The organism is Candidatus Methanoperedens sp. BLZ2 (genome assembly GCF_002487355.1).
GTDB lineage: Archaea > Halobacteriota > Methanosarcinia > Methanosarcinales > Methanoperedenaceae > Methanoperedens.
This window is the reverse complement of sequence record NZ_NTMG01000060.1, coordinates 56220-81314: the sequence shown is the minus strand read 5'-3', so window position 1 is coordinate 81314 and position 25095 is coordinate 56220. Positions and strand designations below refer to the sequence as shown.

Genomic DNA, 25095 nt, shown 5'->3' with positions numbered 1-25095 from the left:
AACATTTAAGAATAAGAAAACCGTTTAATTCGTAAGGATACAAATGAATAAGAAAAATCGTTTATTATTGGGTGTTTCGATCATTGTTGTTTTATTGGGATACCTGCTGCTCACATCAGGGACATCGAACCAGTATGAGGTAAGCGGCGCTATGGCTGCAAAGGAAAATCTGACAGGAAAGGTCATAATTGTTAACGGGTCGCTGGTCAAAGGTACTGACAATTGGGACCCACTAACAAAAACCCTCACCTTTAAAATGACAGACGGCATTGCAACAATGGATGTTGTTTATATTGGGGACTTGCCTAACATGCCGGCTGAGGTTGTTGATATCCAGACAACAGTTACAGGCCAATTTAATGGAAATAGGTTTGATGCATTCAGGATGCTCACGAAATGTCCTTCAAAATATGAAGGAGAAAATTCTTTTGGTGCAAATAATACGAAGGGCAAATGAATACTTTTCTTTTTTTTGGAATGGATAGGTGAGGAACCATAAAAAATTAGTTTTGGATAGGATAGGAGGTCCCTCTAATATCTAATAGAGATTCTCCATTTAAATCTATTTTCCATGATTACACCCAAATCTTTACCAATTTATAGATAATATAAGAACATATGAGTGAAAAAGTGGCATTGAAGCGTGAGCTGGGACTGTTTGAGGTAACTCTTTCAGGAATCGGGATAATCCTGGGCGCAGGGATATATGCACTTATTGGAAAAGCGTCTGGCCTTGCAGGGAATTCCTTATGGTTATCATTTGCCATCTCGGCATTGATAGCGATATTCACAGGATTGAGTTATGCAGAACTCTCCTCCATGTTCCCGAAGGCAAGCGCGGAATACGAATATACTGCACATGCTTTTGGAAAAAGGCTGGCCTTTATTATCGGCTGGCTGATAATCTTAAGCGGAGCGATCGGTGCTTCAACTGTGGCTCTCGGATTCGGAGGCTATTTCAAAGTATTATTCAGTATGCCGATAATTACCTCGGCGTTTGTCCTGATAATTGCTCTTTCTTTTCTCCTTTTCCTGGGTATAAAAGAATCTGCCTTGTTCGCTGTTATAGCTACCCTTATTGAAACAGCAGGGCTTTTGATCATAATTTTTATAGGTGTTCCTTATCTTGGGAAGGTTGATTATTTTGAAATGCCTCTGGGAATGGCCGGGGTTTTCCAGGCTGCAGCATTAGTTTTTTTCGCATATACAGGATTTGAGAGTATCGTTAAGCTCTCGGAAGAGACGAAATCTCCCGAGAAAACAATTCCGAAGGGATTGATACTTGCTATTTTGATCAGTGTTGTGCTTTATATTCTGGTGGCAATTTCTGCTGTCAGCGTTGTCGGATGGGAAAATCTGAGTAGATCAGACGCACCTCTTGCAGATATTGCTTTTTCTGCTTTTGGGAGCAATGCATTTATCATGCTGACCATTATTGCTCTTTTTTCAACTGCCAATACCGTTCTTTTGATGATGCTGGGCTCGTCAAGAATAATGTATGGGATGGCTAATTCCTTCCATTTACCCTCTATCCTTTCAAGGGTACATTTTTTAAGGAGAACACCGTGGATAGCGATAATAATCACAGCGTTGTTATCGCTACTGTTCATCTTTGCGGGTGATATCACATTTGTGGCAAACATTGCCAACTTCACTTTATTCGTAACATTTTTTGTGATAAATGCCTCCATGATCGTATTGAGGTACAAGGAACCAGATGTGAAAAGACCCTTCAGAGTACCATTTACAATAGGCAGGTTCCCGCTGCTTGCCCTTCTGGGTATGTTAGTCAGCATATTCATGCTCTTGCAGCTTGAAGCAAAAGTTATTCTTGTGGGGACTGCCCTTGTGGTTGCAGGGGGATTGCTGTCTTTTGTGGAATGGAAGAGGTAAATCAAATATGAACAAGATGACACCTGCAATGAAGCAGTATTACGAGGCAAAGGAAAAGCACAAGGATGCCCTGATTTTTTTCAGGATGGGCGACTTCTATGAGTCTTTCGGGGAAGATGCTAAAGTAATCGCAAAAGAACTTGAAATAACCCTGACCTCAAGAGGCAGGGATAAAGAGGGAGAGGATATGCCGCTTGCAGGGATCCCCTATCATGCGGTTGATTCATACCTTCCAAAACTTATAAAGAAGGGCTACAAGGTAGCAATATGTGAGCAGCTTGAAGACCCGAAGATGGCAAAAGGCGTGGTGAAAAGAGGAGTTGTAAGAGTCATCACGCCAGGGACTGTCATCGATTCATCTCTTATTTCTGACCAGTCCAACAATTATCTTATGTCAATATCGGGTGACGGCAGGGAGTTCGGGATATCATTCCTGGATGTCAGCACTGGCGAATTCCTGACAACCCAGTTTCCTGATAATACTTCATACGACAAAATAATTAGCGAAGCATCCCGGATGCATCCTGCCGAATGCATACTTGCTCCAGGGCTTTTTGAAAATAAGAAATTAAAAGACCGTTTGAGCCAGCTTAATATAATTATCAACAAATTCGATACGGAAGCTTTTGATCTTAAAAGTGCACGGGAACGCCTCCTTAAACATTTTGGTGTGATGACTCTTGAAGGTATGGGATGTGAAAAACTCAAATTTGCGATTGAGGCATCCGGCGCCTCTCTCCTGTATGCAAAAACAACCCAGATGAGGGACTTAAATCACATCCAGTCAATGAGGACATATTCCGAAAATGAGTTCATGGTGCTTGATTCGATAACACTGAGAAATCTTGAAATTATCCAGGGTATCCGCGGCGAGACAGCTGGTTCATTACTATCTGTAATTGACCATACAAAAACACCAATGGGAGGGCGCCTGCTCCGGAAATGGATTCTTTTACCATTAATCTCTGTGAGCAAAATAACAGAAAGGCAGGATGCCATTGATGAGATCATCAAAAAAACACTTCTGCGTTATGATCTGCGCTCCCAGCTCTCGCATATCCGTGACATAGAGCGCCTTATCGGGCGGATCGTATATGGCAACTCAAATGCCCGGGATCTGATAGCACTTAAAGTCTCTCTTCTTACAATACCTGAAATCACAAGATCACTTAAAGAAAGCGATGTAAGATCAGGACTTTTATTGAATATATTGGAAAGGCTGGGTGATCATCAGGATATTGTTGCACTGCTTGACAGGGCGCTTGTTGATGATCCGCCAGTTACAGTTCGCGAAGGCGGGATGATAAAGGAAGGGTATAATCAAAAGCTTGATGAACTCAAGGAAATGTCACTTCACGGCAAAGACTGGATCGCCCGGATGCAGCAGAAAGAACGTGACAGGACAGGAATAAAATCCCTGAAGATCGGGTATAATTCTGTTTTCGGATATTATATAGAGGTCACAAAAAATAACCTCTCGCAGGTTCCTTCCGATTATATCAGGAAACAAACAACAGCAAACGGTGAACGCTTTTATACACCTGAACTGAAGGAAAAGGAAGCGATGATACTTTCTGCCGATGATAAACGAACGGCTCTTGAATTTGAGTTATTTACCGAGATCAACTATTTTATTGCCGGAAAGTCCAGAGAATTGCAGGTCACAGCCAACGCACTCGGAGAAATCGATGTCATTTCAAACCTTGCAGAAATTGCTGTGAATAACAAATATGTACGGCCCGAAGTAAATGATAACTGCAATATTTTGATAAGGGACGGAAGGCATCCTGTAATAGAATATGCTATTCAGGGCGGGTTTGTCCCGAATGATACTCAGATGGATTGCCAGGATAACCAGTTCCTGCTCCTGACCGGGCCAAACATGGCTGGAAAATCCACGTTCATGAGACAGACGGCGCTGATCGTTATAATGGCGCAAATTGGCAGTTTTGTTCCTGCATCTTTTGCTTCCATCGGCCTTGTTGACAGGATATTCACACGTGTAGGAGCATTTGACGATCTTGCAAGCGGACAGAGCACTTTTATGATAGAGATGGTGGAACTTGCAAATATCCTCAACAATGCGACACCCAGGAGCCTGATCCTTCTTGATGAGATCGGAAGGGGCACAAGCACTTACGATGGCTACAGTATAGCAAAAGCAGTGGTTGAATATATTCATAATAAGGACCGTGCTGGTGTGAGGTCGCTTTTTGCCACGCATTACCACCAGCTTACAGCAATGAGCGGGGTCTTAAAGCGGGTGAAGAATTATCATGTTGCAGTGAAAGAAGAAGGCAATGACCTTGTGTTCCTCCGTAAGATAATTCCAGGCGCAACTGATAAAAGTTATGGTATTCATGTGGCAAGGCTTGCCGGAGTGCCTCTTAAGGTGACGCAGAGGGCAAAAGAGATTTTAAAAGAAGTGGAGAATGGGAGCAGCATAGGCAGCAGGGGGAAGGACAGCGCGAAATATACGCAGCTTGTGCTTTTTGATTCGGATAATACTGCAAAAGAATCACCGGTAGTTGAGGAACTCAAGAAACTCAATGTGGATGCAATGACGCCCCTTGAGGCGCTTAACGCGCTTGCTGATTTGAAGAAGAAAGTGGGTGAGGGATGCGAATAGCCCTGAAAGTCGGATACATCGGCACAAATTATCATGGATTCCAGATACAGCCTGATGTGAAAACTATTGAGGGTGAACTTTTTGCATCCCTTGCGAAATTAGACATAATCAAAAACCCCCACGAGGCAAATTATATCGCATCAGGAAGGACCGATAAAGGAGTTCATGCACGTGGTCAGGTAATAGCATTTGATACATCCAGATCCGGGTTAGCGATCCCCGGAGCTATCAACAGCAATCTTCCCGGGACAATATGGACATGGGCAAGAGCGCAGGTACCTGATGATTTTGATCCGCGCCGCCATGCAAAATCCAGGGAATACATGTATATCATGCCAGGGAAATCGGATATTTCTCTTCTGAGAAGTGCATCAAGATTAATAGAAGGCGAACATGATTTTTCAAATTTTATCACTCCCGAAAAAGAACGAAGCAGTTCAACTGTAGTTTATAATTTAAATATCCGCACAATTGGTGAGTTCACGATCATGGATATCAGCGCAGACCATTTTCTATGGCACATGGTCCGAAAGCTCGCTTCGGCATTAAAAATGATCGAAAGCGGGAAAAGGGATATTCCATGGCTTGAAAAGATGCTTCAGCCTTCGCAGTTCCATGAAGCACTCCAGCCTGCGCCTGCTCATGGCCTGATCCTCAAGAACGTGGAATACAGGGATATTGATTGGAAAGAAGATGCATATGCAAAAAAGAAGACATCGGAAAACCTGGAGGATGAGTTCTTATGGCATGGTGTAATGGCGCAAATGCTAAATGAACTTAAAAAAGACATGACATTAAAAACGGAAAAAATATGTTGATAGCATTTGAACTTTCAGGGGAGCATAACACCATTCCAGGGTCAGAAGTATTTTCATGCCTCAGGTCGCTAAATGCTGATTTCCAGGTTTGCCATTCGCTTGACGGATGCCTTGTTATCGATCTGAAAACAAGGACAGGGGAAATGGTTGAAAATATTTCAAAAAGGCTTGCAATGACCCATCATATCACTAAAGTCCTGGGTATAGGCGGGCCGAGTGAACAGGAAATCGTGAATCTTGTTGAAAAAAATATGCCTGAGTTTGAAGGAACATACAGCATCCGTGTCAAACGGGTGAGAGAGCATTCTACGATTAATACAGAATCGATGGAGAGGCAGATCGGGGGTATTTTTTACAAAAAAGGAAAACGTGCAAACCTGAAAAATCCGCAAATACAGTTCAGGGTGGTGCTTACGGAAGATAAAAGCATTTTCGCCAGTCTGATTTGTTCAATTGACCGCAGTATTTTCGAAGCACGAAAACCACATTTCAAACCTTTTTTTTATCCGGGTGTCCTGATGCCAAGGGTAGCAAGGGCGCTTGTGAATATTTCAATGCCGCAGGAAACTCTCTTAGACCCATTTTGCGGAACCGGGGGAATTCTTGTGGAAGCCGGATTCATCGGTATAAAAGTGATAGGCGGAGATATGCAAAGAAAAATTCTGCTTGGTGCAAAGATGAACCTTGATCATTATAATGCAGACTATTCATTGATGTATGAAGATGCATGCCGCCTTGCGCTTCGGGATGAAAGCGTGGATGCTGTGGTCACAGACCCGCCATACGGAAGATCTGCGGCAATTAAAGCCGAATCTCTTGAATATATGCTTGCCATATCCATGAAAGAGATATATCGCGTTTTAAAAAGCGGGAAACGTTTAGTCTTTATTTCCGAGCGTCCCATCGAAGCTATAGCATTGGATGCAGGTTTTGATGTGGTCGAGATACATCTGCAAAGAGTGCATAAGAGCCTGACCCGGCGGATACTGGTACTTGAAAAACCGATTTAGATAATTTGGATAGGAGTGGGCAGGAGGGGGATTATGGTGCTATAGAAAAAAGCCATTTTTCTGCCCACTAATTCGTATATATACGAACAATAGTACTTATAGTTTACGATCGGTGTAAACTGATTGAATTATTGTCGATTGTGCCATAACCATGAGAAAAGGGTTGGTGAGCAGAATGGATTATGGTGGTGATTTCAAAAAAACTTCTGCCCACTCCAATTCGTATATATACGAACGATAGTATTTATAGTTTACGATCAAATTGATCCAAGCGCAGTCTCAAATATCTCAAGACCTTTATCAATTTCACTACTTTTAATTATCAGCGGAGGTACGAACCTTATTACCGAATCACCTGCTGGCAATAATATCAGCCCCCCATCAAGCGATCTTTTAATTATAATATCTCTTTTTTCAATGGCTGGAGCTTTATTTTCTTCCACAAGTTCCACACCTGTCATAAGCCCGATGCCCCGGACATCCCCGATTATCGGATATTTTTCTTTCAGTTCATTCAATCGTTTTATGAGATAATTCCCTTTTTCGATTGCCTTTTCGCCAAGCTTTGCACTTTCCATGAAATCAAGTGTCGCAAGTCCTCCTGCGGCAGCAAGGAGATTCCCGCCAAATGTGTTAGCATGGGTCCCCGGAGGCCAGCTCATTATCCTGCTGCTTGATAGCGTTGCTCCCAGTGGTATGCCTCCACCGATGGATTTGGACATGCAGACGATATCTGCCCTCACATCGAAATTATCAAGCGCCATGAATTTTCCGGTCCTGAATCCACCGCTCTGGATCTCATCTGCTATCATCAATACATCGTTCTCGTCGCATATCCTCCTGATCTCTTTATGGAACTCTGGCGGCGGGACTATGAACCCTCCTTCTCCCTGTATGGGTTCAACAACGATGGCAGCCGTGTCCTTCGGGGACAGTTCCCGTTTAAAAATAGTCCGTTCGATCTCTTTTGCGCAGGATATGCCGCATTCAGGATATTCAAGGTTGAGAGGGCAACGGTAACAGTAAGCATAATCCGAATGCAAGACCCGCAATGATGGAAAATGCTCTTTATGCTTTATTTTAGAACTGGTAAGAGAAAGTGCGCCAAGAGTCCTGCCATGAAAAGCGCGGTAAAATGCGATCATACTGTTTTTTCTTGTGTACCAGAAAGCAAGTTTCATGGCAGCCTCAACAGCTTCTGTTCCTGAATTAGAGAGGAAAACCTTTTCGTAACCAGTCATTTCGCACAGTTTTTCACACAGTTTTACTGGTTCCTCTGCGTAAAAATCCGAGTATCCGCAATGCACCATTTTTTCCATCTGGGCACATACCGCCTGTTTTACCTTGCTGCAGTTATAGCCGATGTTCATTACCGCAACGCTTGACGCAAAATCGATATAGCTCTTTCTTTCAACATCGAATATCGTTGAACCTTCCGCATGGTCAACCACAAGGTCAAAAGAACGCGTAAGGGATGGCGATGAAACTTTATGGTCCCGGTTTATTATCTCTCTTGCTGTTTGGTTTTTTTCTGGCATAGTTTCTCCTATTCAATATCAATCTGTGCTTTCTGTAGTTTTCCGCTGTAATCAAAATAAACAGTCTTTAACTCGGTAAATTCTTCTATGGCGGTCGTTCCTGCTTCGCGGGTCCCGTTGCCTGTGGATTTGATGCCGCCAAAAGGCAAATGGATCTCTGCGCCGATCGTAGATGCGTTTATGTATGTGATCCCGGCCTCTATTTTCTCAATAGCCTTAAAAGCATTTTTTAAATTTGCACTATAAATGGAAGAAGAAAGGCCATATTCAACAGAGTTGGCAATATGTATCGCGTCATCAATATCCTGCGCTTTTATCAAAGAAACAACCGGACCGAATATCTCTTCCTGCGCTATCCTCATGTCAGGTGATACATCAGTGAATATTGTAGGTTCAAAAAAGTAGCCTGGAAGGGGTTTGATAATATTCCCGCCAAGTACAAGTTTTGCGCCTTCTTTTTTTCCGATATCCACATATTTTGCTATTTTCTGGAGTTGTGAATTATTAATGACCGGCCCAACATCGGTATTTTCAAGAAGACCATTCCCGGTTTTAAGTTTTTTCGTTCTCTCGATAAGCTTTTTCAGAAGCTCAGGAAGGATTTTATAATGTGCGATCACACGGCTTGCTGCAGTGCAGCGCTGTCCTGTGGTTCCGAATGCGCCCCATACAATCCCGTCAATTGCAAGGTCAAGGTCTGCATCATCCATAACAATGATCGGGTTTTTCCCGCCCAGTTCCAGCGATACTTTTTTCATATCCCTTGCAGCTTCGCCAAGTATCCATTTCCCTGTCTCAAGAGAACCTGTGAATGAAACCGCCCTGATCTTCCTGTTATGAACTATCTGGCTTCCGACAGTTTTTCCCTCGCCTGTCACAAGATTTAAAACGCCACCAGGAAGACCTGCTTCCTGGAGAATTTTTACAAGTTCAATAGAAAGGATGGGCGTATCGCTTGCAGGTTTAAAGATGAGCGTGTTTCCCGCTATGAGAGCTGGCATTACTTTCCATGCAGGGATCGCTATCGGGAAATTCCAGGGTGTTATTAGCCCCACTACGCCTATGGGGCGGCGAACGGTCATGCAGAATTTATCAGCAAGCTCCGAAGGTGTAGTTTCTCCCAAAAGGCGACGCCCTTCTCCTGCTGCATAATATGCCATATCGATCGCTTCCTGGACATCTCCGCGCGCTTCCTTAAGGACTTTTCCCATTTCCATTGTCATGAGGCGTGAAAGCTCTTCTTTCCGGTCTTCAAGCATTCGTGCTGCCCTGAATAATATCTTTGCACGCCTGGGGGCAGGAGTGCTGCTCCAGGTATCAAATGCATCTTCTGCTGCATCAACTGCATTTTTCACATCTTCTTCATTTGCTTTATGAATCTTCCCGATCAATTCAAGAGTTGCAGGGTTTATATCATCAAACATCTCGCCACTGCTTGATTCTACCCATTCGCCGTTAATGAAAAGTTTGTATTCTTGCATGATTCCTCACTCTATTATAAAGTTGTAGGCTAACGTATTTTAAAGTTTTGCATCGTTCATCAAAATGAATGGGATAAACGTGGTATCAATACTGTTATGGAAAAGTTCATATCCTTACAATTATTATAACCATAATATTGAGTGTAAGGAGGCGAACAAGCTAATGCCTGATAAGAATATAGAGACTAAAAAAGAGGAAAAAAGAAGATGCGGACGGTTGTGTCCGGACTGTCCAATGAAAAATGACGATGAAAAATAAGGTAATTTTTTAAACCCTTCAGTAAATGAAGTCATAATGTGCGGAATAGCTGGCGCTGCGGGAAAAGATTCTGAAAAATCAGTCCGAAAAATGCTTGAAGTCATCAGGCACAGGGGACCTGATGGCAGTGGGATTTTTTCGCAAAGTGGTATTTCTATTGGTAATGTCCTGCTTAAAATAACAGGAGAAAAAACGCAACCGATCTCAAACTGCGGCGCGCTCACATATAACGGGGAAATATACAATTTCAGGGAAATTGCAAAAGCCCTTGATCTTAAAACCGATTCTGATAGTGAGACTCTTTTTGAGATGATCAAATCCGGAGGTATAGAAACCGCGGTTGGCGAACTGGATGGTGATTATGCATTTGCGTATATCGAAAATGGAAAAATATCCCTTGTGCGCGATCCTGCTGGTGTAAAACCGCTTTATTATTCTACCGGCAATGGATTTGCTTTTGCATCTGAGAAAAAAGCATTATATACAATAGGTGAATCTAAATCTGAAATTAAAACTCTTAAGCCGGGTCACATGCTGACTTTTTGCGCCGGGAATATAATTGAAAAAAAAGTGTCAGGTTTTCCTTCCGGGGAAATATTGGCCAAAGACGCGCAAGATTTGCTTTTTGAGGCGATAGAACGATCTGTAAAGAAAAGACAGTTTGTGCCATGCGCGATCGCATTTTCCGGCGGCCTTGACAGTTCTCTTCTTGCTGCGCTATGCAGGGATGCAAAGTTATATTCAGCTGGCATGGCTGGCTCGCATGATATTGGCCAGACAGAGAAAGCAGCCATGCTTCTTGAACTTTCGGATAACCTGCATCTGCATGAACTTACTATGGATGAATTGGAAAGTGCAATTCCTGCTGTGATCAGGGCGATCGAATCGTGTGATCCTATGAAAGTAAGTATCGCTTTACCTTTATTTTTTGCATCAAAAGATGCACATCGTGATGGATTTCGTGTCATGCTTTCAGGCCAGGGTGCGGATGAATTATTTGCCGGATATAAGCGGTATGAGTCTATGAAACCATCAGAACTTGGGATTGCGCTAAAAAAAGACCTTGACAATATCGCAGAAAATAATCTTGAGCGTGATGATGCGGTGACTATGGCAAATTCAGTCGAGCTAAGGGTGCCCTACCTTGACCGGAACGTCATTGAACTTGCTTTGCGGATCGCTCCTGAACTCAAAATACATAACGGGATACGCAAATATATTTTAAGGCTGGCGGCAGGGAAAATCCTTCCTGATGAGCTTGTATGGAAAGAGAAGAAGGCGGCGCAGTACAGCAGCGGGATTTATTCTGCGATGGAAAAAATTGCACGGAAAAACGGGTACAGGGGAGAGAGAGCTTTGGGGAGATATCTGGGAGAATTGAAGCAGCAAGATTGATCTATATTACATTATATCCTTTTTTCACAGCATCCCGGACAATATAAGATTCCTTCAATTTTCTTTCAAATTCTTCATGAGTATAGCATAATACATCAATGTGTTCGTGAAATCTTAAATCTTGAAGTATTTTACCCATTCTGCCAGCGAATTTTTCCCTGTTGAATTCATTTGATACCAATATCATATCTATATCACTGAATTCATCTGGCTTGCCCCATACCCTTGATCCAAAAAGGATAAATTTGGTAGGTTTGTATTTCTTAATAATATAATCTTTTTTTTCTCTTAAAAATTGCTGAAGTATGGTATCTTTTAATTGATATTCTTCCATTATCATTCACCCAATTTTTTCTTAACCCATAAAAGCAATTTTTCAGATTGTGATATCTTCTGACTTGCCATCGATTCGTTATATGACTGAAATGGAAGCTTATCTGTAACATCAGGATATCGCGTCATCATGTAATCTTCTGAAAGAGCATATGTTATATTGACAATATCATCTGGCGCTTCTAACAATCTGGCTAATTTATCAATATGATGGGTTTTAGGAGGAAGGTCGTCAAATCTGGATATATACAGAGCTTTCAAACATTTTTCAATAGTCTGGTGACAAAAGAACGCTGATGCATAAAAATCTCCTGATCTGGCACAATTTTTTGCTGTTATAAGATCACGTTCCGATTGTGACAACCAGTTCTTTTCCATTTGATTCAAGAGATATCTCCGTTATTCATTATATATACATATATTATTAGTTAAATCTTATTCTATATCAATGAACTATCTTATTCTCCACACTTCATTTCCTTTTGCATTCCGAACAATTTTTTCATGAATGCTACAGATGTACTGCACTCGAACTTCAGTGAAGTTGTTATGGTTGGCAATTGCTCTAGTAGAACGCCATTGCCATTTTTTTTTTTCTTCATTTTTTGTTACTTTATATAACCAATTATATATTCGTTTTTTGTCACGGCATTCGATTATTTTCTCCCATATTAAATTTGTCAGCCAAACCGCTACCCCAGCAATAAAGCCTCCGGCACTACCTATAATAATTCCGTCCCATGTTGTAATATCCATCGAGGTCACTCCATTTTTATTTTTTTATTATTTGCTTCATTGATAAATTGTTGGATCAATGATGAATTAAAGAACATCCTCGAAGGATACTTATCTTCATAATAAGATTCAAATCTTCCTCTAATAAATTCAATTGTTGATTCTAAAGGTATGAATGTAGCTTTTTTGTCAGCATTCCTTTTCAGTTCATTAGCAATAAGGATTTTTTTGAAAGTTCTATTTCCAATCAATATTTGTGAGTCTTCTGTTACTACATTTGGGTCTAAGCCAAAACGCTTGAACACATATTTTATTCTTTCTGTTGGAAAAAATTTATCATCAACCTTATATTCGCCCGTCTTAACTTCGCAATAAACAAAGACACATCTTGATTTCTCATCCCCAGATATTATTTTATCGTCTAATCCTACCTCCCCTTCTTTTATCACTTCAATTACATTTGGTGGACGAATCGCTAATATATCAGCATCCGCATTATAACATGTTTCATCTTTTTTTTTCAATGAATGGAAAACAAAATTCGTAATTGGAAAAAATCCATTTAGCCTCAGATACCAATATGCTAATTCTTCACCATAGTTACTCATAAATAACCTCAAATATATTTTATTTAGTCATATCAGATTAAGTATAAATAATCTTCCAAAAATTTACACCACTTTCATAAAAATATATCTCCCAATGCTGACGGTCAATTATTGTATATGAGCTAAGATGGGACGTGTTACGCCCTCCAGGCGCGCCATGTGTCGGTGTGGCTGGGCGATAATGCGAACTGCGCAGAGTCGCTGTTTTCAGTTCATAATAGGTGTTTTGAGTTGCTCACCTAAAATGATTGCGCCCCCCGCCCTAATTGGAGCAGGCAAATCATCTACATTATCAAGCTCTACTTTGCGTTGTTTTTTTCATGTTCATTTATGAAACAGGGGTTCATAGCCGACTTCGCATTCGTATGCAGAGCCAGGAGCCAGGGTAACTATATATGCGCTAAGGTCAGACCTTATCAGGATAATTTAAGCTGCTCTGCATATCCGGCAGAGGTTCAAGATGAGCGGGGATTAATGAATTACGCACGGATGCTCTGGTATGATACATTCTTTATTCACTGGCGCGCGCCCATAGCTCAGCTTGAGCCGCATATCCCCGCTGGTCTTAGCCTTGATCTCTTTAATGGCGATGCATATGTAAGCCTTGTAGCGCTACGTGCGATAGGGCCTTCCCCGGGTTTACTTTTGCCCCTTAGCAGTATCTTTCTTTCGTACAACCAGCTTAATGTGCGCACCTATGTGAAAGCAGGTGCAGGACGGGGAATTATACTTCTGGATACTCAGGTTGATCGCATCCTCCCCGCGCTCGGGGCGCGTATATTCGGCATGCCCTATCATCTTGCCTGCGGTCTTGATTATAACGTACGCGACAACCATGTTGCCCTGAATACCCCGGATATTAAGGGGGATATAGATATGGCTGACCCATTCACGCCTTCGGAAGGAAGCCTTGAGAGTTTTCTGACTGATCGGTTCTGGGTATATGCGCGTGCACCCGTTGGCGCGGTCTATGGTGTAAAAATAAAGCATGCCCCCTGGAGGCTGCGTCCGGTTAAACTAAATAATATGTTATCCTCCTCAATCATTGGCTTTGGCGGTGCTTCCGAACCCGTATCTGCATATATTGCCAAAAAGGTGGATGTTTCTATGGTGGAAGTTGCTATTGTAAGGTAAGCTTCCTTATTTCCTGTAAATCCATGATAATCTTTTTATCGCTTCATCTCTTTAATGTGTTAGATTTCAATGACAATAAAAGGCATGGAAAATAAAAAAATTGGATTTATCGGGACAGGTAAAATGGGCGAAGCCCTGATCAAAGGCATACTTCATGCCAGGCTCGTTCCTTCCGGGAACATCTATGCCAGTGATATGGATTCAGTGAAATTAAAGGCTCTTGAAACTGACCTTGCGATCAATACCTGCAAGGATAATTGCGATGCAGTGGTCAATTCCGATATATTAATTATTGCGGTAAAACCACAGATAGTTCCCGCAATCGTAAATGAGATCAAAAGCTCAATAAAGAACCAGTTGATAATTTCAATAGCTGCCGGAGTTACCATAGATACTTATGAGAAAAACCTGCCGCATGGGACAAAAGTTGTCAGGGTGATGCCCAATATTGCGGCAACTGTGAAAGAAGCGGCTTCGGCAATAAGTCCGGGAAGCGCTGTATCAAAAGAGGATATGGGAGTCGCAGGAAGTATATTTAGCGCGATCGGAAAAACAGTAACAGTACAGGAAAACCTTATGGATGCCGTAACGGGATTGTCCGGGAGCGGCCCTGCGTATATTTTCATGATAATCGAAGCACTTGCCGATGGCGGTGTGCATGAAGGGCTTGACAGGAACACTGCCAAATTGCTTGCGGCGCAGACCGTTCTTGGTTCTGCAAAAATGGTGCTTGAAGGAGGGAGTCACACAGGGGAATTAAAGGATATGGTGACATCCCCTGGCGGTACAACCATCCGCGGGCTTCGGGTCATGGAAGAACAGGGTATACGCATCGCGATGATGAATGCAGTGATCGCGGCCTGCGAGCGTTCAAAAGAACTGGGCAAGAAATCATAAAGCAATCCAATATGTCTATTCTTTTCGATATCGAAACAAAAGCAAGAAAGAATCATGCGCGTATTGGCCTCGGGATAGGCAAAGTCTCACAAAAACTGATAAAGAGTGCAGAGGCTGCAAGTGAATACTCGGATGTTGTTCTTGTTGGCGATGAAAATGAGATAAAAACAATAGGCACAGACCTTGAGATAATTCATTCAAATGAGCCTCCAGAGAAATTGATCGAATTGCTGCTTTCCGGTAAAATAGATGGGGCAGTCAGGGGAACGCTCAGTGCGACAAAGACGCTTTCTGAGCTTAAAAGATCGCTGAATGTGAAAAAGCTGTACAGGGTGGCATTATTAGAAACAGCAGACGGACGGCCATTTTTCCTTGCACCTGTTGGGATTGATGAAGGAAATTCCGTAGATGACAAGGTAGAGTTGATAAAACGCGGCGCGGAGCATTTCAGGCGCCTCGGTGTGGAAATAAAAGTGGGAATACTATCAGGAGGGCGTTTTGAGGATAAAGGCCGGGATAAGACCGTGGACAGGACGCTTGAAGATGCCGAACTTGTGACCAGGAAAGTATCCGCACTCGGGATCAAAGCAAAGAATTATTCAATATTAATAGAAGACGCGATCGAGGAGGCGAATTTCATAATGGCGCCTGATGGGATATCGGGGAACCTGATTTTCAGGACGCTTGTGTTCCTGGGTGGAGGATACGGTCATGGCGCGCCTGTACTGATGGAGAAGGTGTTTGTGGATACTTCGCGTGTGGGAGGGCATTATACAAGGGCGATAATGCTTGCAAGCGCACTCAAGCAATGAGATTTTCTTAGAGTTTCTATGGAATTATTTGTCCACTGCAAGCTTTTCTGGAGATTCATTTACTTCACTATGGGGGCATATCCTTAAGTATTACAATTAATACAATAGAATACATGAAACTTGTGATGGATTCCGACTCATTGATCAAATTGACAAAAGCTGGCGCCAAAGAGATAGTCCTCAATAATATGGATGTGTATATTCCAACATTGGTCATGAGTGAAACCACGCAGAACAAAGAAAAATTCCCTGATGCTTTAAAAATTCACGAAAATATTAATAGAGGTTTATTAATGGTAAAAAATCCTCCTGAAAGTCCATTCGTAAAAAACCTGGGAATAAAAGGCGGTGAAGCTCAGGTACTGATGCTGCATGACAGCTCATCAGCGATATCAAGTGATGATGCCAAATTCCTGAATTTTCTTGAAAATCTAAATATACCATATTTAACTCCAGCATCAGTCATTGTATTTCTCTTAAAAAAAAGAGCGATCAGGAAAGAAGAATCAAGACGACTTTTAGGTAATTTGAAAGAATTCGTTTCCGATGAAGAATACCATTTAGCAATGGATGAGGTAGAAAATGATAAGTAAAACAATTCGTTTGCCTGAAGACCTCTCTGAGAGGATCGGTTATCGGGCAAAGAAGGAAGACATTGACGAATCTGATGCGATAAGACAGCTTATAAAGTTAGGATTAAAAGAGTATGCTGTAAATCTATACAGGGATAAAAAAGTGACTTTAAGGGAGGCTTCTGAGCTTGCAGATTTGAGTCCAAGAGAAATGCTTGATCTTTTAATGGAACATGGGATCAAGGGAAATGTGACCTTGAAACAGCAGCAAAAATCACTGGAATATGTTGAAGAACTGCTAAAATCATAATTTAAATGCACAGGTGCATTGGAATGATCGGTAGCTATTACAAAATTATCTGATCGTACTCCTGAATATGTCACTCCATTCCATCCTCCGGAATAAGCTCCCTCCCGAAAAACTCGCGCTCCTCCCCAAAGGTTTCGAAGTTATCGGAGACATCGCGATAATAAACATCCCTCTATCTCTTGATCCTGAAAAATATCTTATTGCAGAGGCGTTGTCAATTCACAAGAAAGGTTTAAAAACAGTCCTTCGAAAGCTCAATAAAATCGAAGGTGCTGCGCGTGTAGCGGATTTTGAACTGCTGCTCGGAGATCGGACAACCACAATGCACAGGGAGAACGGCTGCATCTTCCAGCTGGACGTAACAAAAACATTTTTTTCAGGAAAAATGTATTATGAGCGGGGCAGGATTGCGCAAAAAACAAATGATGGCGAAGATGTCCTTGTTTTATTTGCAGGTGTCGGGCCGTTCCTCATCCCTATAAAGAAACAAAGGAACGTCAACATCACCGGACTTGATAACAACCGGGAAGCATGCACATATCTTCGAAAAAATATTGAATTGAACCACATTGAAGCAAATATCATCCTTGGCGATGCCCGAAATGTTACTAAAATATTCAAAACCAGATTTGACAGGATCGTGATGCCAGCGCCTTATGGACAGGACTTCTTCCTGGATCTTGCTCATTCTATTTTGAAACCTGGAGGGTATGTCCACTTCTATACTTTCAAGAAGGATTTCGAAATAACTCATTTCAGGAGGCTGCTTGAAGAAAAAGGATGGTTTATTGACTTTTTCAGGGGTTGCGGGGATGTGGCGCCAAGGGTGAAGAGGTATGTCTTTGACTTGATTATGAAAGAAGTTATTTGCTAAAATTCGGCAATATAAATTATCTATCATTGGTTTATTTGTTTCCACACTATATGCTTATGGACTTCATAAACAAACAACTACAATTTCTATTTTTGAAATATTAATTTCAATATTCTTATTACTGTTTATAATACAAAATTGGTATTCGAGTAATAAATCACAGAAAAAAAGACGGAATATGCGAGAAAAAAAATATTATAATGCTCTTAAAAGAAGTAGTGATGGAAGTGTTTTTATTAGGAATTAATGTAAACTTATCGACTTTTGTAAATAATCGCTACTGAAAGGTTAATATATATGCGTATCATAAGCATGTAAAGTGAAAAATATGGAAATTCACATCAAATGGGATAAAGACAATAAAAATTGTACAATAATAAGAACAAACACAGATAGATACAATATAGAACAAAAATTAACTAAAAAAGAATTAGAAGATTTTCAAAAAATACCTGGAAATGTAGTGGGTACAGTTTATCCGAAATGGAAGCCATATGATGACTCCAAGGTTCGTATCTAAGAGCTTGTCTGAAAATTTGACCTACATTTGGTTTTCACACCGATTCGATGCACATAATTGATTATGAGTGAGTATTCAGGGCATTTTTGGACAGGATTACAGGATTTACAGGATGGAAGTTAATCCTGTCCATCCTGTAAATCCTTTGTGACAAGAAGTTGCATCACAAATTGCAGAAATGCCCCTCCCTCCATTCGGAGTGACCTTATTATGGCATGCGTTTTCAGTAATGAGAAGGTGTGAAGCCCATAAGACAATGTAGAGAACTCTGGAAGTCTAATCCAGACAATCCGCTAAGGTAAAAATGTATGAAGAAACGAATGTTGAACCATTGTAAGAGTCATAATTACAGACAAGCGAAAATAGACCGCTGCACTTGAACCAAAATGGTGCAGAATCAGACTGTAATGGCTTGTAACACGTTACAGGGAGGATGATGATTCATTAATCAGGCAAACCTATTCTTGATAAAAAACTGGCAAACCTATGAGAAATATCTTCTCTATGCAATTCTGGAATCTTACAAACAAAATTGGTTTTTCTAATTTTGTATAAATAATTTACATTTATTGAAAAATAGTGCTTAAAATCAATTACTGATGGTGCCATATTAGCATCAAATTCAAAATCTAAATAATGGTATCTTGGTGTAATATTTTCAAATAAATTTTTAGCATCTGTTGTTAATTTAGTACCTTTTTTATATTTATTTATTGTTTGCATAGTTAGTCCAAGTTGGCTTAAATGCTCCCCACCAAAAAGGTGCTCGACATTATAAATTGGGGCTACTAAAACAGATATTATTAGTTTGTCATCAGTTGATGATTCGACTGCTCTAAACGTAAAATCTTGATTTAAATCACAATCTTGAGTGAGAACAATGACATATGGAAAAATAATTTTCTTAATTTCTATAATTCCATTTTCTTCAGTAATAGAGTCAATATATTCAATATCTTTATAAATATCACCTTGTGAAATTCTATCTATGTATATATTTAGCTTGCCAGTCTCCACCTTCACAATAAATTCACTGGTTCTAAAATCATTGATTATTAGGTTTACTTTGTTACTTTCATCGTTAAGTAACAGCTCCAGACGATTTTTTTCAGTAGATACTGTTACTGTCCTACCGTTATTGATTTTTTCTATTTCTTCTGGTCTTACCCAGTCAATGCCAAAGTTTTTTTTCAAATATTCTACGAACTTTATGTTGTCATTTCCTGGAATTTCATCCCAGCTAAACAAATACCTATAGCTTGGAATTTTTTGAACTGGAGTTTTAATCATTGATAATTTTTGCCCTGATAGTTTTAATTCGAGGTTTATTAATACTATACAGTTCTTCTTTTTGACTGGAGGATGATGTAATAGACGTTTTTTCAAATTTTGGAATTTCGCCCTTTACTTCAAGATAAGATGATTCTGAAGTTGATTCAGTTTCATATTCTTTATAAGAATTTTTGTCTTTAGTTTCCATACATAACTTCCCTTAAACCATCTTCAATATTATTCTCGAATAATTTTTCAATTTCTTCATGGAAAGTCAATAAATTAGATTCTATATCTTTTAATTCATAAAGTCCTGTATAATATGCATCATAATCGAGTACAAAAATTTTTTTTCTGATAGCAGCTGGGAAGTCAGGATTATGCATTCCATAATGGAAATTTAAAATCATATTCCCATAATTGAGAATAAGATTGTTTAAACCTCTCGCAATAATATCTTTATTTTCAGTGATATTAAAAATAGATAATAAATTGCTATTTAAATATTTTTTCCAATTAAATGAATCAGTTTCATCCAAATTAATTTCATTAATATATCTGAGACCTAAGCGGTTAATCTGAATATCTTTAAAAACTTCGAATAATTTTTCAATAATGTTAAGAAATTCTGATTTTAAATCTTCAAATCCCTTGTATGATTTCAAATAGCTAATAGAAAGAATATCTTTCTGTATAACCAGTCTTTTTTCTCTATTTACTCCATAATAATTCCATTCAGTCATTTCTTCACCAGTTTCAACTTCAAGTTTTTTTTTGGGTTCCACTTTAAATGTGCCAACCATCTGGACTAATTTCTTGGGTTCTGATATAGGGAATGATTTTAATATGACTTTTGTAAAATCAGGTGGTAAAGTGTCTGTTTTTAAAGGATTAGGAAAATCTACTCGCACAATTACATTCGTCAAAAAATTTTTTTTGTATTTATTTCCCATTATTTAATCTCCAAATATTAAATCAAATTTATGCATAAATATACTAATACTAAATCAATTTTATGCGTATAAAATGATTTCTATTTTCAAATGTGGTGCATGCCCGAATTTTGGCGCAATGATTGTTAATCAGATATTCAATGATTTTAATAGAGGAGGGTTTTCTATAACCTTTGTAGTAGTCGGAATTAAATTTCTTTTTTTGTACATAAACAAGTACAATATTGTAAAGGAATATGAAAGAGAGCTTGAATACAGAATTGAAAAACAACGGTATGAGTGAATTAAAATAGTAGATTGGATTGATGTAAATATCAAAGTCGTGACGATTGCGATTTCATTAGTGGCATTATTCTTTTCATTGAGGGCGAGAGAATTCGAATTTAAAGAGAGGAAAAGAATAAAAAATTCTCAAGAACTTAAAATGTACTTTGATATTGCATACTCTAATTATTGAAATTGGCTTCCTCGTGAAGTAGATATCAGAGACCCAAGATACGTCAAATACATGGAGGCTATTCAGAGGTTTATTTATTATTTAGAATATACAGACCCAAAAATACAAGATTCATATAGATATGTAGCAAATAAGTTTCCCGATAACTACAAAGATATAGAGAAGGATGAATTAAGGGAAAACAACCCCTTAATAGGCTTAATTCTGGTATCAGTTTTGCAAATTATTTATTTCATAAAAGTCTGCTTCCTGCCCGGCCCCACAGAAATATATCCGATATCCGCCCCCATCAATTCTTCAAGTAATTCAACATAGAGCCTGGCATTTTCCGGGAGATCTACGAAACTTTCGGTATCCGTGATGTCTTCACGCCATCCGGGGATATCGATATAGATGGGCTTGCATCGGGAAACATCATCGGAAAGCTCGGGCATGTAATCGATATTTTTTCCTTCAAGTTCATATCCAAGGCACAACTTTATCGATTTAAGCCCTGAAAGTACATCGAGTTTTGTGAGAGCCATGGATGTATATCCATTCAGGTTGATGGCTTTTCGCGCAAGCGGCATATCAAACCAGCCGCATCTCCTGGGGCGCCCGGTCGTAGTCCCGAATTCGCCGCCCTTTTCACGCAGGTGTTCTCCGACTTCATTTTTCTGTTCTGTCGGGAGCGGCCCCTCTCCAACGCGTGTGATATACGCCTTTATTACCCCTATCACTTCATTCACTTTTGTCGGGCCTACACCCAGCCCGGCGCATGCTGAACCTGCAATAGTGCTTGAAGAGGTGACGAATTTTTGCGTACCGTGAATTATATCAAGATGCGTCCCCTGTGCACCTTCGGCAAGGACTTTTCTACCATCTTTTAAAGCCTTGTTTATCTCTTTTGAAACATCGGTGATGTATGGTTTTAATTTCTTGCCGATCTCAAGATATGCATCAATTTCTGACCGTGCGATCTTCGGTTCTCCCCCCATTTCTTTTATCGCTGCTTCTTTCTGGGGAGCTATTTCTTCAATTTTTCGCATGAAACGGCTCTTATCAGCAATATCTGCCATCTGTATCTCTTCCCGTCCCACTTTATCAACATAAGCAAAACCAATACCCCTGTTCGTAGTCCCGATTTTCACGGCGCGTTTTTGTTCGCGAAGACCATCCAGCGCAACATGATATGGCATTATGATGCTTGTCTTTGCGTCGATGCCAAGCTTTGATGGCGAAACTTCCACGCCGTTATCGGAGAGCATGGCGATCTCTTCCATCAATATTCCAGGATTCATCACAGTCCCAGGGCCAATAAGGAGGCGGGCATCAAAAAGCACACCCGAAGGGATAAGATGCAGTTTGTATGTTTTGCCTTCTGCTACGACAGTGTGCCCTGCATTATCCCCGCCCTGGAACCTGGCCACAATATCGTATTGAGAAGCCATCATATCCACGATCTTGCCTTTTCCTTCGTCTCCGAATTGTGCGCCAGTGATTATTGTGAACATATTTTTCTCTTTTTAATGGGCGGGAAATATGATAAGGTTTGCCTGATTTTGGTGTACGTTTAAATAATATGATGTACACACTTAACATAGAATAGAAAATAGGTTAATTAGATATGACACAAATAAGAGATGCATTAATATAAAGAAATTTCAAAATATATTCCGTTACCTCAAATAATTGCACTTACGGGTTTACGCAGGATTGGAAAAACTACATTGATGCAAAAGGTGGTTTTGGATTTTATCAATGACGGATTTGATGTCAGGAACATAATATATTTTTCTTTTCATGATTTCAGGAATATCGAGATCAAAGAATTAATGAAAGATTATGAAGAATTCATGGAAAAAGATTTCAAAAATGGTAAGTATTTGCTGCTTCTTGATGAAATACAGAAGTTTGCGAACTGGGAAGATCAAATAAAAAGAGTATATGATATTTATGGAAAAAATATAAAAATAATTATCTCAGGCTCAGAATCAATGTTCATAAAAAAAGATCTAAAGAGACATTATCCGGAAGGATATCTGAGTTCAAGGTCGAAAATCTTTCATTCAAAGAATTCCTCAGATTCAAAGGGATTGAATATTCTCCCATCGGCCTATATGAAAAAGAACTTTCAAAACAATTTGAAGAATATGCTCTGAATCAGGGTTTCCCGGAACTCGTGGGAATCAAAGATAAAGATATAATTAGAAAATATATAAAAGAAAGCATAGTTGAAAAAGTCATTTACAGAGACCTTCCACAATTGTTCCAGATTAAAGATATAGGGGTTCTGGAATCACTGCTAGAAATTATTATGGAAGAACCCGGACAGCTTATTGAACTAACAGATCTTTCGAAAGAGTTAAAAGTTTCGAGGCATACGCTTTCTAATTATTTTTTTTATCTGGAAGATTTTAAGGATGATAATATATCAAAGTCGAAAGCCTTTGAATGGCTTGTGGTAACAAGATTGAACGCTGAATTCTTCTGGAGAGACCCTTATAAAAATGAGGTGGATGTGATCATTGCACAAAATAATCCCATCCCCTTAGAAATAAAATATGGGAAAATCGATACCACTGGCTTAATTGTATTCATGAGAAAATTCAAAGTAAATGAAGGATACATAATTTCTCATGTAAGGGAGGATAGCCTGAAAGTAGATAATAATATGATAAAAATCATTCCTGCGTTCAAGTATTTCTTAATGAAAACCTAATTATAGTCTTCGAAGCTTTTAAAAGCACCTTTACCTCATCCATCTTCGCAAGAACGCTCTTAGTAAGCTGGGCGAACCTCTCTGATGACTTTACAGTCTGGAGAACCTCTCCTCCGCCCACGAACATAGAAAGTATCTGGGCTCCTATGTAGCCTGAATACCAACCCTCAGCGAACCTGTCATGTAGCGAAGTGCCCTCAGCATATGGGTTCTCCAGCTTCTCCTTAACGGAGTCTGGAAGCGACGATGCAAGGTCAGCCAGCAGCGCCGGGTCTGAGGCTATGCTGCCCGCAAGGTCTTTTATGCCTGCAAGGAATCCTGAAGGATCATCTCCTATAAGGATGACCAGTTCAGGTATCTCTGCAACTGTGGCAGATAGACCGGATAACATTCCCAGGTCGCCTGATATCTCATTGCCATAAATCGTATCCGAGCCAAGTTTAGCAGCCATCTCCCCGTAGATTGAGGGGCGGTGATAGACAAGTGCTGTCTCGTAGTTGCCGTTCCAGTCGTTGGCGTTGATATCGACCCTGGCAGTCCTCAAAGCATCAAGAATGGTCTCCAGAGTTGTTTCAAAGTACGTATTCTCACTTACCGTGGTTATTCGTGTGGTATACGAATGACTATCTCTCTGGATATCGTTCTTCAATAAAGTGACATCTTTTACACCGCCGTAGTCGGAAACAGTGTACCAGAAATTATACTTTGTTGTAAAGCTAAAGGTATCTTTGCTTACTAATAAGTAATCAACTTTGACCGTGGGCGGGGTTATGTCAAAGATTGTGGGATCTTCTCCATATCCCTTCTCTTTGTTATCAGTTATACCGTCATTATCAGAGTCCCGGTTATTTGGATTGGTTCCCATTATGATTTCTTCACCATCGGGTATCGTGTCTCCATCGGTGTCGGCTCTCAGGGGGTTGGTGGTCGTCACGACAGCGGTTAAATACGGGGAAGAATCAGTGCCTTCATAGACAGCCTTCAGGAAGTTCCGGGCTTTTGCGAGTGTATCCGCTACATATATAGTCTGTGTCTGTCTTAGTTCCTCGAAATCGTCCAGCCCATCGTTATCAGAGTCTGCCATATCGGCATAGCTCATGATGCTGTAGTAGGGCATGCCGTTAGAATAGTAAGCTATTGTGCCCATTTCCTCGCGGTCGGTCAAGCCGTCGCCGTCCGTATCCGGATTATACGGGTCTGTGTAAACGGCACGGTACGGATACAGAACCTGCATTCCGCCTGTTTCCTCGGCGTCTGTCAGTCCGTCGCTGTCAGAGTCAAAGTTCTGAGGACCGATGCTCAGCGTACTGTATGCCTTGTTGTTGGATTCGCTTTTTTCAGTAATACTGTTCTGCGGGTCAATCTTAACGTAAATATCAACTGCTGAAGACTTGACGGCATATCCGTAGAGGATAGCAGTCTTACCGCCACCCTTGCTGATTCCATCTGTTATTGTGGCACTGCCGATGTAATTTCCTCCGGCATCAGGATCGCCTTCGTAGAAATAAACGTCGAAATTGCTGCTGAATGCAGCATCGCCAGTGTTGTAAACAACGGCTTTGATGTTTATCTTATCGCCATAGGTGTACTCAGGGACAGTTGGATTTGAGCCTGAGTTCCATGTGCCCATGTATGATGAATAGGATACGATGCCATAGGTTGAGAAGTGGTTGGTCCTGCCCCAGACAATATTATTGGCGGTATCTACGCCCTGCACATCGAGGAATTTGATGGAATGATCGCTTTCGTTGATGTAGTACATCTTCAGGTCGTTCTCGGATGCTCCGCGCAGGTCGGATTCGTTGTAAGGTATGGATATGGTAGCGGAAGTGAAGGCTGCTGTAGTATTGATATCCACTACTTTCCCGATGCTGCCTGGCATGTCAGCCAGCGC

26 protein-coding genes are annotated in these 25095 nt (G+C 40.5%); 15 read left to right on the top strand and 11 right to left on the bottom strand.

What is annotated here, in order from left to right; translation table 11 throughout:
• Positions 1–43 precede the first annotated feature (43 nt).
• From CL181_RS11135 to CL181_RS11115, 5 genes are all read left to right on the top strand, one after another.
• Complete coding sequence (locus CL181_RS11135) at positions 44–457, top strand: cytochrome c maturation protein CcmE (RefSeq protein ID WP_097299379.1); 414 nt, start codon at positions 44–46, stop codon at positions 455–457.
• A gap of 161 nt (positions 458–618) precedes the next feature.
• The gene (locus CL181_RS11130) at positions 619–1893 is read left to right on the top strand and encodes an APC family permease (protein ID WP_097299378.1); all 1275 of its coding nucleotides are present in this window, start codon (positions 619–621) and stop codon (positions 1891–1893) included.
• A gap of 7 nt (positions 1894–1900) precedes the next feature.
• Positions 1901–4522, top strand: coding sequence for a DNA mismatch repair protein MutS (gene mutS / locus CL181_RS11125; protein WP_097299394.1), 2622 nt, complete (start codon positions 1901–1903; stop codon positions 4520–4522).
• A complete protein-coding gene (truA, locus tag CL181_RS11120) occupies positions 4513–5340 on the top strand; it encodes a tRNA pseudouridine(38-40) synthase TruA (RefSeq protein ID WP_097299377.1) in 828 nt (275 codons plus the stop codon). The genes mutS and truA overlap by 10 nt, the downstream gene beginning before the upstream one ends.
• Complete coding sequence (locus tag CL181_RS11115) at positions 5334–6350, top strand: TRM11 family methyltransferase (protein ID WP_097299376.1); 1017 nt, start codon at positions 5334–5336, stop codon at positions 6348–6350. Before truA ends, CL181_RS11115 begins: the two co-directional genes overlap by 7 nt.
• 257 nt (positions 6351–6607) lie before the next feature.
• On the opposite strand, the gene CL181_RS11110 is transcribed toward CL181_RS11115, so the two are convergent.
• Both CL181_RS11110 and CL181_RS11105 read right to left on the bottom strand, forming a co-directional pair.
• Positions 6608–7888 carry an aspartate aminotransferase family protein gene (locus CL181_RS11110; protein WP_097299375.1) on the bottom strand — a complete coding sequence of 427 codons (1281 nt, stop codon included), beginning with the start codon at positions 7886–7888 and terminating at the stop codon, positions 6608–6610.
• 8 nt (positions 7889–7896) lie between these two features.
• Positions 7897–9369, bottom strand: coding sequence for an aldehyde dehydrogenase family protein (locus tag CL181_RS11105; RefSeq protein ID WP_176505180.1), 1473 nt, complete (start codon positions 9367–9369; stop codon positions 7897–7899).
• Positions 9370–9664: 295 nt separating this feature from the next.
• On the opposite strand from CL181_RS11105, the gene CL181_RS11100 reads away from it, so the two are divergent.
• Positions 9665–11023, top strand: a complete 1359-nt coding sequence (locus tag CL181_RS11100; protein WP_097299373.1) for an asparagine synthase-related protein — start codon at positions 9665–9667, stop codon at positions 11021–11023.
• A gap of 1 nt (position 11024) precedes the next feature.
• Here CL181_RS11100 and CL181_RS11095 read toward each other — a convergent pair whose 3' ends face one another.
• The 4 genes from CL181_RS11095 to CL181_RS11080 all read right to left on the bottom strand — a co-directional run bounded on the left by CL181_RS11095 (position 11025) and on the right by CL181_RS11080 (position 12699).
• A complete protein-coding gene (locus tag CL181_RS11095; RefSeq protein ID WP_176505179.1) occupies positions 11025–11357 on the bottom strand; it encodes a nucleotidyltransferase domain-containing protein in 333 nt (110 codons plus the stop codon).
• Between the two features lie 2 nt (positions 11358–11359).
• Entirely contained in the window at positions 11360–11734 is a 375-nt protein-coding gene (locus CL181_RS11090; RefSeq protein WP_097299371.1) for a HEPN domain-containing protein, read from the bottom strand.
• Between the two features lie 75 nt (positions 11735–11809).
• Positions 11810–12112 (bottom strand): hypothetical protein, encoded by a 303-nt coding sequence (locus CL181_RS11085; protein ID WP_097299370.1) that lies wholly within the window; start codon positions 12110–12112, stop codon positions 11810–11812.
• Positions 12113–12117: 5 nt separating this feature from the next.
• Complete coding sequence (locus CL181_RS11080) at positions 12118–12699, bottom strand: hypothetical protein (protein ID WP_097299369.1); 582 nt, start codon at positions 12697–12699, stop codon at positions 12118–12120.
• Between the two features lie 330 nt (positions 12700–13029).
• Between CL181_RS11080 and CL181_RS11075 the strand changes: the two genes are divergently transcribed.
• From CL181_RS11075 to CL181_RS11045, 7 genes are all read left to right on the top strand, one after another.
• On the top strand, positions 13030–13833 hold the full coding sequence (locus CL181_RS11075; RefSeq protein WP_097299368.1) for a DUF2071 domain-containing protein: 804 nt from the start codon (positions 13030–13032) through the stop codon (positions 13831–13833).
• A gap of 69 nt (positions 13834–13902) precedes the next feature.
• Entirely contained in the window at positions 13903–14730 is an 828-nt protein-coding gene (proC, locus tag CL181_RS11070; protein WP_255251543.1) for a pyrroline-5-carboxylate reductase, read from the top strand.
• A gap of 11 nt (positions 14731–14741) precedes the next feature.
• A complete protein-coding gene (gene mtxX, locus CL181_RS11065) occupies positions 14742–15542 on the top strand; it encodes a methanogenesis marker protein Mmp4/MtxX (protein WP_097299367.1) in 801 nt (266 codons plus the stop codon).
• Between the two features lie 113 nt (positions 15543–15655).
• The gene (locus CL181_RS11060) at positions 15656–16135 is read left to right on the top strand and encodes a hypothetical protein (protein WP_097299366.1); all 480 of its coding nucleotides are present in this window, start codon (positions 15656–15658) and stop codon (positions 16133–16135) included.
• Positions 16125–16424, top strand: a complete 300-nt coding sequence (locus tag CL181_RS11055) for a UPF0175 family protein (RefSeq protein ID WP_097299365.1) — start codon at positions 16125–16127, stop codon at positions 16422–16424. The genes CL181_RS11060 and CL181_RS11055 overlap by 11 nt, the downstream gene beginning before the upstream one ends.
• A gap of 67 nt (positions 16425–16491) precedes the next feature.
• The gene (locus CL181_RS11050) at positions 16492–17298 is read left to right on the top strand and encodes a class I SAM-dependent methyltransferase family protein (RefSeq protein ID WP_097299364.1); all 807 of its coding nucleotides are present in this window, start codon (positions 16492–16494) and stop codon (positions 17296–17298) included.
• Positions 17299–17617: 319 nt separating this feature from the next.
• Complete coding sequence (locus CL181_RS11045; protein ID WP_176505178.1) at positions 17618–17818, top strand: hypothetical protein; 201 nt, start codon at positions 17618–17620, stop codon at positions 17816–17818.
• 444 nt (positions 17819–18262) lie between these two features.
• Here the strand turns inward: CL181_RS11045 and CL181_RS11040 are convergent, their stop codons facing one another.
• The 4 genes from CL181_RS11040 to CL181_RS11020 form a co-directional block, all read right to left on the bottom strand.
• The gene (locus tag CL181_RS11040; protein WP_097299362.1) at positions 18263–19108 is read right to left on the bottom strand and encodes a hypothetical protein; all 846 of its coding nucleotides are present in this window, start codon (positions 19106–19108) and stop codon (positions 18263–18265) included.
• Positions 19101–19298, bottom strand: coding sequence for a hypothetical protein (locus CL181_RS11035; protein WP_097299361.1), 198 nt, complete (start codon positions 19296–19298; stop codon positions 19101–19103). Before CL181_RS11035 ends, CL181_RS11040 begins: the two co-directional genes overlap by 8 nt.
• Positions 19288–20043 carry a TIGR04255 family protein gene (locus CL181_RS11030; protein ID WP_097299360.1) on the bottom strand — a complete coding sequence of 252 codons (756 nt, stop codon included), beginning with the start codon at positions 20041–20043 and terminating at the stop codon, positions 19288–19290. The genes CL181_RS11035 and CL181_RS11030 overlap by 11 nt, the downstream gene beginning before the upstream one ends.
• Before the next feature lie 684 nt (positions 20044–20727).
• On the bottom strand, positions 20728–21993 hold the full coding sequence (locus tag CL181_RS11020) for an adenylosuccinate synthase (RefSeq protein ID WP_097299358.1): 1266 nt from the start codon (positions 21991–21993) through the stop codon (positions 20728–20730).
• Positions 21994–22140: 147 nt separating this feature from the next.
• Here CL181_RS11020 and CL181_RS11015 point away from each other — a divergent pair, with 147 nt between their 5' ends.
• Entirely contained in the window at positions 22141–22641 is a 501-nt protein-coding gene (locus CL181_RS11015) for an AAA family ATPase (RefSeq protein WP_097299357.1), read from the top strand.
• A gap of 20 nt (positions 22642–22661) precedes the next feature.
• Positions 22662–23201, top strand: a complete 540-nt coding sequence (locus CL181_RS11010; RefSeq protein ID WP_097299356.1) for a DUF4143 domain-containing protein — start codon at positions 22662–22664, stop codon at positions 23199–23201.
• Here CL181_RS11010 and CL181_RS11005 read toward each other — a convergent pair.
• Positions 23176–25083: a CARDB domain-containing protein gene (locus CL181_RS11005; protein WP_141398880.1), complete on the bottom strand. Its 1908-nt coding sequence runs from the start codon at positions 25081–25083 to the stop codon at positions 23176–23178. The genes CL181_RS11010 and CL181_RS11005 overlap by 26 nt on opposite strands.
• Between the last annotated feature and the right edge of the window lie 12 nt (positions 25084–25095).